This window comes from Variovorax sp. 01T439_2 (assembly GCF_056398445.1).
Genome location: NZ_JBFTPJ010000060.1, coordinates 1 through 11,846 on the forward strand (window position 1 = coordinate 1; position 11,846 = coordinate 11,846).

An 11,846-nucleotide genomic window follows, 5' to 3' on the forward strand; every position below is an offset into this window, starting at 1 on the left:
CAGGAAGTTCGCGAGCAGTTCCACCGGCAGCGGAAAGACGATGGTGGTGTTCTTGTCCGCACCGATCACCGTCAGCGTTTCCAGGTAGCGCAGCTGGATTGCCTGCGGCTCCTGCGCCAGCACGCGCGCGGCCTGGAACAGCTTCTCGGAGGCCTGCAGCTCGCCTTCGGCATGGATCACCTTGGCACGCCGCTCGCGTTCCGCCTCGGCCTGCCGCGCGATGGCGCGGATCATCGATTCGGTAAGGTCGATCTGCTTGATCTCCACGTTGGAGACCTTGATGCCCCACGAAGCCGTCTGCACGTCGAGCGACTCGCGCACATCCAGGTTGAGCTTTTCCCGCTCGGCGAGCATGTCGTCCAGCTGGTGCTTGCCGAGCACCGAGCGCAGCGTGGTCTGCGCCAGCTGGCTGGTCGCGTTGAAGAAATCCCTGACTTCGATGATGGCCTTTTCGGCATCGACGATGCGGAAGTAGACCACCGCGCTGACCTTCACCGACACGTTGTCGCGCGAGATCACGTCCTGGGTCGGAACCTCGAGCACCACGGTGCGCAGGTCGACCCGCACGACCTGCTGGATGGCGGGAACCACGATCACCAGCCCGGGCCCCGCGACCCTGGAGAAGCGGCCCAGGGTGAACACGATGCCGCGCTCGTATTCGCGAAAGATCCAGATGGCCGAAAAAAGCAGCACCACCAGCAAGACAAGCAAGACGGTGCCGATGCCGAAAGTGAACATGGTGGTCTCCCGCGACCCAGCGACAGCGCTGGACTGTTGGACCGCCGGTGCGCGCGGGCGTTCCGGCCGAGGCCGGAAAAGATCGCAGCTTCAGCCGCGCGGCGGCCGCTTGGCGATGCCCATCGTCTTGGCGAGGATGCCCAGCATCACTTCGTCCGCACCGCCGCCGATGGAGCCGAGCCGCCCGTCGCGGTACAGCCGCGAGACGCGGTTCTCCAGCGTGAAGCCCATGCCGCCCCAGAACTGCAGGCAGGTGTCGGCGACCTGGCGCGTGAGCCGGCCGGTCTTGAGCTTGGCCATCGAGGCCAGCTCGAGCACGTCCTGGCCCTGAACGTGCAGGTCGCAGGCGCGGTAGGCAAGGGCGCGCAGCGCTTCCACCTCGGTCTTGAGTTCCGCCAGCTTGAACTGAACCCACTGCTGGTCGGCCAGCGTGGCGCCGAACATCTGGCGCTGCTGCGCCCATTCGATGGTCTGCGCGATGCAGTCTTCCATCGGTTCGAGCGAGCTCGCGGCGGCCCACAGCCGCTCTTCCTGGAACTGCTGCATCTGGTAGACGAAGCCCTGGCCCTCCTCGCCGATGCGAAAGCGCTGCGGCACGCGCACGTTGTCGAAGTGGATGAGGCCGGTGTCGCTCGAATGCATGCCGATCTTGCGGATCTTCTTCGCCTTCTCGATGCCGGGGCTGTCCATCGGCACCATCACGAGCGACTTGTTGCGGTGCACCGGGCCATCGCTGGTGTTGACCAGCATGCACATCCAGTCGGCCTGCAGGCTGTTGGTGATCCACATCTTCTGGCCGCTGATGAGGTAGTCGGCGCCGTCCTTGCGTGCGTGGCTCTTGAGGCCCGCCACGTCGCTGCCCGCGCCGGGCTCGCTCACGCCGATGCAGCCGACCGTCTCGCCTGCGATGGCGGGCACCAGGAACTCGCGGCGCAGCTCGTCGCTGCCGAAGCGCGCGAGCGCGGGCGTGCACATGTCGGTCTGCACGCCAATGGCCATCGGCACGCCGCCGCAGCTCACATGGCCGAGCGCCTCGGCCATGGCCATCGCATACGAATAGTCGAGCCCGGCGCCGCCGAAGGCCTCGGGCTTGTTGAGGCCCAGCATGCCCAGCTTGCCCAGCTTCCTGAAGACCTCGTGCGCGGGAAAGATCTCGGCGTCTTCCCATTCATCCACATGCGGATTGATCTCGCTGTCGATGAAGCGGCGCAGCGTCTTCTGGATCTCGAGGTGCTCGTGGGTGTACTGCATTGCGGTGGTCTCCAATCAGTCGTTTGCTTCGCCGCCGTCCCGGAACACGCGCGGCGTCTCGGCCAGGTGAAAGCCGCCGAAGGGCCGCACGGCGGTGCGCTGCCGCACCTGCGCATCGGGCAGCGCCATCGGCCAGCCCATGCGCACCTGCGGCCGCGCGCCGTCCACGCGCAGCACGCTGCCGCTGATGAAGCTCGCCGCCGGGCTCAGCAGGAAGGCGATGGCGGCGGAGGTCTCGGCCTCGTTGCCGAAGCGGCCCGCGGGCACGGTGTCGCGCATGGCGCGCAGCATCTCGGCGGCCTCGGGCGGGTAGTGGTCCATGCCGCTCGACGCGATGTAGCCCGGTGCCACGGCGTTCACGCGCACGCCGCTCGCGGCCCATTCGAGCGCGGCGGTCTCGGTGAAGCTCACCATGCCCGCGCGCGCCGCGCCGCTGTGGCCCATGTGGGGCATCGAACCCCACATGTCGGCCACGATGTTGACGATGGCGCCGCCGTGCGCCTGCATGCTCTGCACGAAGCACTCGCGCGCCACCAGGAAACCGCCCGTGAGGTTGGTGTGGATCACCGCCTCCCAGCCCTTGGCCGAGATGGCCGCGAGCGGCGTGAGGTACTGGCCGCCCGCGTTGTTGACCAGGCCGTCGATGCGGCCGTGCGCTGCAACGATGTCGGCGACGGCGGCGCGCACCGCTTCTTCCTGCCGGATGTCGAAGGCCTGGATGCTGGCCTTGCCGCCCGCATCGGCGATCTCGGCCTGCACCTGCTGCAGCTTGTCGGCGTTGCGGCCGGCCAGCACCACCTGCGCGCCCAGCGATGCAAGCTCGTGCGCCGTGCAGCGGCCGATGCCCGAGCCGCCGCCCGTGACGAGGATCACTTGCCCGGCAAACAGGCCGGGCGAGAACACGGAGCGGTAGCGCGAAGAGTCGTTCATGCGTGAGGCTTCCGCAAAGGCTGGCGAGCTGAAGTGTGCGCCGTCATGCGTCGGCGATCTCGGCCACCACGTGCCGCGCGGCCACCTGCGCGCCCACCGCCACATGCAATGCGGCGACGCGGCCCGCGCGCGGCGCGCAGTGCACATGTTCCATCTTCATCGCCTCGAGCGTGGCGATCGGCTGGCCGGCAGCGACGGCCTCGCCTTCGGCCACCAGCAGCGCGATGACGCGGCCGTTCATCGAGGCGCGCAGCAGGCCGTCGCCGCCCGCGGCCTCGGCGCGCGGCACGGCGGCATGCGTGAGGTCCTGCAGGTCGAAGGCCTGGCCGTGGAAGTGGAGCCACAGGCGCGTCGCGGATTCGCGCACCGCCAAGGCCCGCTCCGAGACGCCATCGCACGAGAAGCGCAAGGCGCCGTCGCCGGTCAGCGAAAGCAGCTCGATCGGTACCGGCGCGGCCGCATCGAGCGCGACATCGAAGCCGCCCGCGCCCCGCGGCATCACGCGCGCGGCGTGCACCTGGCCGTCGAGCGAGAAGCGCAGCGCGTTGGGCAGCGTGTGCGCGAGCGGCGAGGGCCATCCGCGCCCGCCCAGCTGGAGCAGCAGCGCCGCGAGCCATGCGGTGCGGCGCGCCATGGCGGGGTCGGTTGCCAGCAAGGCCCCGGCGTGTTCGGCAATGAACGCCGTCGTCGCCGAACCGCCGGCAAACACCGGATGCGACAGCGCGCGCTGAAGGAAGCGCTGGTTGGTCGCCAGGCCCAGGGCCACCGTGTCCTGCAGCCCCGCGACCAGCCGGCGCCTGGCTTCCTCGCGCGTGCGGCCGTGGGCCACGAGCTTGGCGATCATCGAATCGTAGAAGGGCGGCACTGCGGCGCCGTCCCGCAGCGCATGCTCGATGCGCAGTGCCGGCGAAGGCCGCCATGCGGCGAGCGTGCCGCTCTGCGGCATGAAGCCCTGCTGCGGGTCTTCGGCGCACAGCCGCACCTCGATCGCATGGCCGCTCAGGCGCACGTCCTGCTGTGCAAGCGGCAGCACCTCGCCCGCCGCCACGCGCAGCTGCAGCTCGACCAGGTCGAGCCCTGTCACGGCCTCGGTCACCGGATGCTCCACCTGCAGCCGCGTGTTCATCTCCATGAACCAGTACTGCCCGTCGGCATCGAGCAGGAATTCGAGCGTGCCCGCGCCCTCGTAGCCGATGGCCCTTGCCGCCGCCACGGCCGTGGCGCCCATGCGTTCGCGCAAGGCCTCGGAGACGGCAGGCGAGGGCGATTCCTCGATCAGCTTCTGGTGCCGGCGCTGCACCGAGCAGTCGCGCTCGCCAAGATGGATGGCGTTGCCATGCCGGTCGGCGAACACCTGGATCTCGATGTGGCGCGGCGCGGCGATGGCGCGCTCCAGGATCACCGCCCTGTCGCCGAAGGCATGGAGCGCCTCGGACTRCGCGCTCTGCAGCAGCTCGGCAAAGGCCTCGGCCGATGGCGCGAGCCGCATGCCGCGCCCACCGCCGCCGGCCGTGGCCTTGATCATCACGGGCCAGCCGATGCGCGCGGCTTCGGCAGCGAGCGTGGCCGCACTCTGGTCTTCGCCCTGGTAGCCGGGGATGCAGGGCACGCCGGCGGCCTGCATCAGCCGCTTCGCCGCGGCCTTGTCGCCCATGGCGCGGATGGCCTCGGGCGAGGGGCCGATGAAGACGAGGCCCGCATCGCGGCAGGCCTGTGCGAAGTCCGCGTTCTCGGCGAGGAAGCCGTAGCCCGGATGGACCGCTTGCGCGCCGCTCGAACGCGCGGCTTCGACGATGGCGGCGATGTCCAGGTAGCTCTGCGCGGGCAGCGGCCCGCCGATGCACACGGACTGGTCGGCCTGCCGCACGTGCTCCGCATCGGCATCGGCGCTCGAATACACGGCGACCGTGCGGCAGCCCATGGCGCGCGCCGTGCGCATCACGCGCACTGCAATTTCGCCGCGGTTGGCGATGAGGATCTTGTGGAAGCTCATGGCCGCGCCACCGAGAACTGCATGGCCTGCGGCTCGCGCGCGTCGGCATCGCGGCACACCGACAGCACTTCGGCCAGCACGGCGCGCGTATCGCGCGGATCGATCACGCCGTCGTCGAGCAGCAGCGCGCTGGTGGTGAAGACGCTGGTCTGCCGCTCGAAGCGCTCGATGATCTGCCGCTGCATGGCGTCGATCTTCGCGCGGTCGACGGAGCCTTTTCGCGCCATGCCCGCCTCCATCACCATGGCCATGGTCTGCGCCGCCTGCTCGCCGCCCATCACCGCGGTGCGCGCGTTGGGCCATGAGAAGCAGAAGCGCGGCGCGAAGCCGCGGCCGCACATGCCGTAGTTGCCCGCGCCGTAGGAAGCGCCGCAGTGCAGCGTGACCTGCGGCACGGTGGCGCTGGTCACGGCCTGGATCATCTTGGCGCCGTGCTTGATGATGCCGGCCTCCTCGTGCGCGCGGCCCACCATGTAGCCCGTGATGTTCTGCAAATACACGATGGGCGTGCGCGACTGGCAGCAGGCCTGGATGAAGTGCGTGGCCTTGGTGGCGCCGTCGGAGTCGATCGGGCCATTGTTGGTGACGATGCCCACCGCATGGCCTTCGAGCCGCATGTGGCCGCACAGCGTGGCGCTGCCGTAGTGCGCGCTGAATTCGAGGAACTCGGAGCCATCGGCAAGGCGCGCGATCACCTCGCGCATGTCCACCGGCCGCCGGCCGTCGCTGGGCATGATGCCCAGCAGTTCCTCGGCCGCGTAGAGCGGCGGCGCGAACTTGCGCGCTTGCTCGTCGCGCGCCCAGTCGATGCCGCCGAGGATCGCGCGCGCGATGCGGATGGCGTCGCGGTCGTCCTCGGCCAGGTAGTCGCCCAGGCCCGAAATGTGGGTGTGCATCACGGCGCCGCCCAGTTCTTCTTCGGTGGCGATTTCGCCGGTGGCGGCCTTCAGCAGCGGCGGGCCGGCCAGGAAGGCGCGCGTGCGGTCGCGCACCATCACGATGTAGTCCGAAAGGCCCGTCTGGTAGGCGCCGCCCGCGGTCGAGGAGCCGTGCGTCACCGTCACCACCGGCAGGCCCGCGGCGGAGAGCCGCGCCAGGTTGCGGAAGATGCCGCCGCCGCGCACGAAGTCCTGCACGCGGTACTGCATGAGATTGGCGCCCGCGCTTTCCACCAGCTGCACGTAGGGCAGCTTGTTCTCCAGCGCGATCTCCTGCACGCGCAGCTGCTTGTCCAGCCCCATGGGCTGCAGCGCGCCGGCGTCGATGCCCGAGTCGGAGGCGCTGACCATGCAGCGCACGCCCGCGACCCGGCCGATGCCCGCGATCACGCCGCCGCCCGGCACGCTCCGGCCGAGGTCTTCGTTGTCGTGCCCGAGCCCCGCGAGCGAGGCCAGTGGCAGGAAGGGCGCGCCGGTGTCCAGCAGCAGCGCGAGCCGCTCGCGCGGCAGCAGCTGGCCGCGCCGGGCAAAGCGCTCGGCCGAGGCGTTCGATGCCGCGGCCGCGCGGGCCTCGTGCGCGCGCACCTGCCCGAGCAGCGCCAGCATGCCGGCGCGATGGGCCTGGAAGGATTCGCTGGCCGCGTTCAGGCGGGATTCGATGGCGGGCATGGAGGAGTCAGTGCAGATCGTTTTCGCTCTGCACCGACTCTAGGACGCTGATGCGCGCCCGGCTTGCGCCAATTAGCTGGTGCGGGCGCGCTGTGCGGTGGGCGCGTCCAGGCTGCTGCCCGTGATCACCCAGTAGATGAAGATCAGCACCGCGCCGGCCGTGCCGAACACCGACAGGCCCATGTAGTTGCCGCCGATGGCCAGCGCGTCGGTGGGCGCGGCCGCGATGCAGATCATGCTGGCCGCGCTCATGCCCACGTAGTGCATGGTGCAGACGGCCACGCCCATCACGGCGGCTGCCGCAATCTGGTGGCTCAGCCGGCGCAGGTTGAAGGCCAGCCACAGGGCTGCGCCGGCGGCGGTGATGGCGATGGCCACCGACAGCGCCACGACGGTGGGGTCGAAGTCCATCGAGGCACGCATGTTCATTGCGAACATGCCCATGTAGTGCATCACGCACACGCCCAGCCCCGCGAGCAGGCTTCCGGCCAGCCAGCCGGCCCGGCTGAACTTGCGCCGCCCGCCCGCCATGTACAGCGCAATGCCCGAGATCAGGATGGCCGCCACCAGCGAGACGACCGTGAGCGGCACGTTGTACGAAATGCCCACCGGCAGGCGGTACGCCAGCATGCCGATGAAGTGCATCGACCAGATGCCGATGCCGCCCAGCGCCACTGCGGCGCAGGCGACGACCGCGAGGTTGGGTTTGCCGTCGGCGCCGACCATGCGCCCCGCGCAGATCAGCGCCACCAGGGAGCCCGCGAACGAGATGAGGAACGAGAGCGCCACCAGCCCCAGCGAATACTCGGGCGACAGCAATTGGCCAACGACGAGGGGAGTCATGTCTTTTCTTCTCCTGGTAAGGAACGGCTCGCCGCCGCCGGCCACCTGGCCGGCCGAAGATGTAACGAGACGTCCGCTCAGGAGTCTGTAATAGTTGTTTTCAAAAGTAAACCCAATTTCATGGGATTTACTCCCATTTTTATGGGGCTCAATTTTTCGGGCGAATCCGGTAGATCGCGTTGTTCCGGTCGGCCGCCATGTAGATGCTCCCGTCGCTGCCGACCGCGACGCCCGTGACCACGTAGGGCGGCGGCAGGCCCGGTCCCGCAGCCAGCCCGATCGGCAGGTTTTCCGCCACGGTGCGGCGCGAGCCGTTGGCCGGGTCGATCTCCACCAGCCGGCGCGCGGCGCTCTCGGCCACGATGAAGCTGCCCCAGGGCGTCTCGGCCACGCCTTCGGGCAGCGCCAGGCCTTCGGCAATCGCACGCAGCGGGGCGCTGGCATCGAGCGGAATGCGGGTCAGCTTGCCTGCGGCTTCGGTGACGTAGAGCGCGCCGTCGCGGCCGACGATCATCTGCACCGGGCCGCCCAGCCCGCTGGCGAGCACTTGCTTCTCTGCAAAATGAGGACCGCTCGCGCGGGTGATGCTGCCGGTGGCGATCTCGGCATAGATCACGCTGCCGTCGGCCATGGGAATGGCATCGAACGGCGCCTTCAGGCCGTGGATGATTTCGACGGTTCGCAGCGTCTGGCGGTCCACCAGCTGCACGGTGCCCGTGAACCACGAGGTCAGCGCGAAGCGCGTGCCCGACAGGCCGACGGCGAACGGATAGTCGAGCTCCGGATCGCGCTGCATGCGGAGCACGTCGCGCACTTCGCCCGTGCGCACGTCCACCTGCCGGAAGCCGAACACATCGGCCACCCAGAGCGTGCGGCCTTCGATCTTGAGCCCCGCGGGCGTCGCGAGCTTGCCGCTGGTGAGCGTGCGCAGCACCCCGGTGGCGGGGTCGAAGGACTGCACTTCGTTGTTGGCCATGTTCGACACGTAGATCGTGCCGTCGGGGGCGATGGCCAGGTTGTCGAGCGACGGGCGCAGCTGCTTCGCGACGGTCTTGCGGCCCGTGGCAAGGTCCACCTTGACCAGCTCGCCGCTGCGCGCATCGACCACCCAGAGGTTGCCCTTGTCGTCGAGGTTGGCGGCCGCGGGAATCTTGAAGCCGCCAGCGATCACGGTCATGGCGCCGTCGGCCGGATCGATCTTCACCACCTGGCCCTTGAACCACAGCGGTCCGTAGAGCATGCCGTCGGGGCCGACCTCGAAGCCATTGAAGCCGCCCATGTCCTTCTTGATGAGCCGCGGCGGCTTCTGGCCCGTGCGGTCGATTTCCCAGAGCGCGTCGCCCAGGAACACCTGCGAGGCGTAGAGCTTGCCGCTGCCGCGGTCGAAGTCCAGCGAGTTGAGGCCGGGCAGGTCCTTGGCGAGCACGCGCATCGGCGCGCCGTCGCTTTCGCGGTAGCGCAGCATGCCCATGAGGTAGTTGGTCCATGCCAGCTCGCCCCGGGGGCCGACCGCGATGTCGTCGGCCTGGCCCTCGGGCGCATCGATCAGAACCTTGGCCGCGCCGGTGCTGCGGTCGACCTCCCACAGCGTGTTGCCGAGCACCGAGCCCGCGAGCAGGCGGCCCTTCTGGTCGATGGCCAGGCCGTGCACGCCCGCGAACGAGGACGGCGCGACCAGCACTTCGGGCTCGGACCACGCGGCGGGGCGGGTGGGCGGTGGCGACGGCGGCGGCGCGATGCCGGCGCAGGCGGCCAGCAGGGCGAGGCTGGCGATGAGTGCGGCGGCGCGGATGAACGGGCGGCAGGGCATGTCTTCTCTCCTTCTTTTGGATGCGCGCGAGCAGTCTAGAAGGAAGGAGGGGCGGCGGGCCAGTCGCTCCCGCGACATGCGGCCTTCCGGCCACGCCGGCTCAACCGCGCAGAAGCTGCGTCGCCGTGTGGATCGAGAGCCCCACCAGCCCGCCCACCAGCGTGCCGTTGATGCGGATGAACTGCAGGTCGCGCCCGATGTGGCGCTCCAGCTCGCTGGTCATCTCGCCGGCGTTCCAGTCGGCGACGCGCTCCTCGATGTAGCGGCGGATGTCCTCGCGGTAGCGTTCGATGGCCAGCGGCGCGGCCGCCTCGATCTGCTCGTTGATCCAGCGGCGGATCGCGTCGTCGGCCTGCAGCCGCGTGCCGAGCGCGCCCGCCATCGCTGCGATGCGCTGGCGGATGGTGGAGTCGCCCCGGCCCAGGTCGTCGTGCAGCCAGGCCAGCAGCTCGCCCCAGATGCCGTGCAGGTAGTCGCCGAGCGCGGGATGCGCGATCAGCTCGGCGCGGATCTGCTCGCCGCGCTGCTGGAACTCGGGGTCGAGCTTGAGCCGCACCACGAAGTCGTCGACGAAGTGGTCGAAGCGCCGGCGCATCGGATGCTCGGGCTCGGCCGCGAGCTCGGCGATGGTGCGCGCCACGGCCGCCACGATCTTGCGCGTGGCGAGCTTGGCCGCCACCTGGTCCAGGCCCACGTAGCGCAGCGTCTTGATCTCGCGCGCAATGGCTTCGGTGATGTGCGCCTGCACCTCCTCGCCTTCGAGCAGGCCAGCCACCTGCTGCAGCACGTCGTCCAGCAGCGCCTGGTGGCGCCCGCCCGCCGTGAGCGCATCGAGCGCCTGGCCCATCAGCCGCGAGAGGTCGATCTTCTGCAGGCCGGCCGCGGCGGCGCGGCCCATGAAGGCGCGCACGCGCTCGTCGTCGAAGGCCGCAAGCCCGTAGCGGGCGGCCGCCACGCCCCATTCGCCGAGCTTCTGGCCGCTCGCGGGCCGCGCCAGCCAGTCGGCGATTCGCCCGGCCGCGTCGAACTCGCGCAGCTTGGCGAGCACCTGTTCGGTGCCGAGGAAGTTGTTGCAGATGAAGCCGGCCAGCTTGGCGCCGATGCGGTCCTTGTTGCTCGGGATGATCGCGGTGTGCGGAATCGGCAGGCCCAGCGGATGCCGGAACAGGGCCACCACGGCGAACCAGTCGGCAATGGCGCCGACCATCGCGGCTTCGGCAAAGGCGGCCACGTAGCCCCAGGCCGGATGCTCGCCGTGCAGCGCGCTGGCCAGCGCATAGAGCAGCGCCGCCGCGCACAGCAGGCCGAGCGCGACGCGCTTCATGCGCTGCAGCGCGCCGCTGCCGTGGCTGTCTTCAGCCAATGGTCGGCGTGGCGGCAAGGCGTTCCATGAACAGTTCGCAGCGCGCCAGCTGCTCCAGGCTCACGAACTCGTCGGGCTGGTGCGCCTGCTCGATGCTGCCCGGGCCGCACACCACGGTGGGGATGCCGGCGTTCTTGAAGAGGCCCGCTTCGGTGCCGAAAGCCACCAGCGTGGTGCGCTCCTCGCCCGCCAGGCGCTGCGCGAGCAGCGTGACCGGATCCGTAGCCGCACCGAGGAAGCTCGGGATCTCGCAGATGGTCTCGAAGCGGAAGCCCGCATCGGGCGCCACCTTCTTCATCGCGGGCTCGATGCTCGCGGCATAGGCCAGCACCTCGGCCTGCATGCGCTTGGCGTCGGCCGTGGGCAGGTCGCGGAATTCATAGCGGAACTCGGCGTCGCGCGGCACCACGTTGTCGGCAATGCCGCCGTGGAACTGGCCCACGCTCGCGGTGCTGAAGGGCACGTCGAAGCCCTCGTAGCGCGGCTCGCTGCGCTCGAAGCCTTCGGCCATGTCGCGCACCTTGCCGACCACGCGCGCGGCCATCTCGATGGCATTGACCGACTTGGGCGTGAGCGAGGAATGCGCCTCCTTGCCGCGCACGCAGCAGCGGTAGCGGTACACGCCCTTGTGCGCGATGGCCGGCACCATGCTGGTGGGCTCGCCCACGATGCAGGCGAGCGGCTTGATGCCGGCGTCGCGCATGTCGGCGATGAGTTCCTTCACGCCGAAGCAGCCGATCTCTTCCTCGTAGCTGAAGGCAAAGTGCACCGCGAAGGGCGAGTCGCTTTCGAGGAAGCGCCGGGCATTGGACAGCGCGATGGCGATGAAGCTCTTCATGTCGGCCGAGCCGCGGCCGTAGAGGCGTTCGTTCTGCACCGCGGCGGAGAGCGGGTCGACGCTCCAGTCCTGCCCGTCCCACGGCACCGTGTCGGTGTGGCCCGAGATGATCACGCCGGCCGGCTTGCCCTCGCCGAGGGTGGCGAACAGGTTGGCCTTGGTGCGCTCGGCGTTGTAGGTGATGCGGCTCTTCACGCCCAGCGCGGCCAGGTGGCTTTGCGCGAGATCGATCAGCTGCAGGTTGCTGTTTTCGCTGACGGTGTTCATGCGCACCAGCGTCTGGGCCAGCGCGAGGCTCTGGGGGGAAAGCGTAGGGGACATGCAACACATTGTCCAAGAAGTCGGCGCCGCGCGCCCGCGGGCGCCCCGGCTGTCATGCGCAGCGGGTACGCTGCGCCTCTTTTGGATGGAGAAAAAGACGATGCGCACCGTTCACTTCGCCCTTGCCGCGACCGCCGTCCTTGGCCTGGCGG

The 11,846-nt window shown here is 69.6% G+C and carries 9 protein-coding genes; all 9 read right to left on the minus strand.

The window, feature by feature from the left end:
• On the minus strand, positions 1 to 738 hold a 738-nt coding region (locus tag AC1DOC_RS04870), incomplete at its 3' end, for a slipin family protein (RefSeq protein WP_478129475.1).
• 90 nt (positions 739 to 828) lie between these two features.
• On the minus strand, positions 829 to 1,989 hold the full coding sequence (locus AC1DOC_RS04875) for an acyl-CoA dehydrogenase family protein (RefSeq protein WP_478081091.1): 1,161 nt from the start codon (positions 1,987 to 1,989) through the stop codon (positions 829 to 831).
• 15 nt (positions 1,990 to 2,004) lie between these two features.
• Positions 2,005 to 2,919 carry an SDR family oxidoreductase gene (locus AC1DOC_RS04880; RefSeq protein WP_478081090.1) on the minus strand — a complete coding sequence of 305 codons (915 nt, stop codon included), beginning with the start codon at positions 2,917 to 2,919 and terminating at the stop codon, positions 2,005 to 2,007.
• Positions 2,920 to 2,962: 43 nt separating this feature from the next.
• Positions 2,963 to 4,912, minus strand: coding sequence for an acetyl/propionyl/methylcrotonyl-CoA carboxylase subunit alpha (locus tag AC1DOC_RS04885; RefSeq protein ID WP_478129476.1), 1,950 nt, complete (start codon positions 4,910 to 4,912; stop codon positions 2,963 to 2,965).
• On the minus strand, positions 4,909 to 6,519 hold the full coding sequence (locus AC1DOC_RS04890) for an acyl-CoA carboxylase subunit beta (protein WP_478081088.1): 1,611 nt from the start codon (positions 6,517 to 6,519) through the stop codon (positions 4,909 to 4,911). Before AC1DOC_RS04890 ends, AC1DOC_RS04885 begins: the two co-directional genes overlap by 4 nt.
• A gap of 72 nt (positions 6,520 to 6,591) precedes the next feature.
• Positions 6,592 to 7,362 carry an MHYT domain-containing protein gene (locus AC1DOC_RS04895; protein ID WP_012745491.1) on the minus strand — a complete coding sequence of 257 codons (771 nt, stop codon included), beginning with the start codon at positions 7,360 to 7,362 and terminating at the stop codon, positions 6,592 to 6,594.
• Positions 7,363 to 7,510: 148 nt separating this feature from the next.
• Positions 7,511 to 9,172 (minus strand): Vgb family protein, encoded by a 1,662-nt coding sequence (locus AC1DOC_RS04900; protein ID WP_478084401.1) that lies wholly within the window; start codon positions 9,170 to 9,172, stop codon positions 7,511 to 7,513.
• Between the two features lie 100 nt (positions 9,173 to 9,272).
• Positions 9,273 to 10,553 carry a DUF445 domain-containing protein gene (locus AC1DOC_RS04905; protein WP_478129222.1) on the minus strand — a complete coding sequence of 427 codons (1,281 nt, stop codon included), beginning with the start codon at positions 10,551 to 10,553 and terminating at the stop codon, positions 9,273 to 9,275.
• The gene (gene argE, locus AC1DOC_RS04910) at positions 10,528 to 11,694 is read right to left on the minus strand and encodes an acetylornithine deacetylase (RefSeq protein WP_478081085.1); all 1,167 of its coding nucleotides are present in this window, start codon (positions 11,692 to 11,694) and stop codon (positions 10,528 to 10,530) included. The genes AC1DOC_RS04905 and argE overlap by 26 nt, the downstream gene beginning before the upstream one ends.
• Between the last annotated feature and the right edge of the window lie 152 nt (positions 11,695 to 11,846).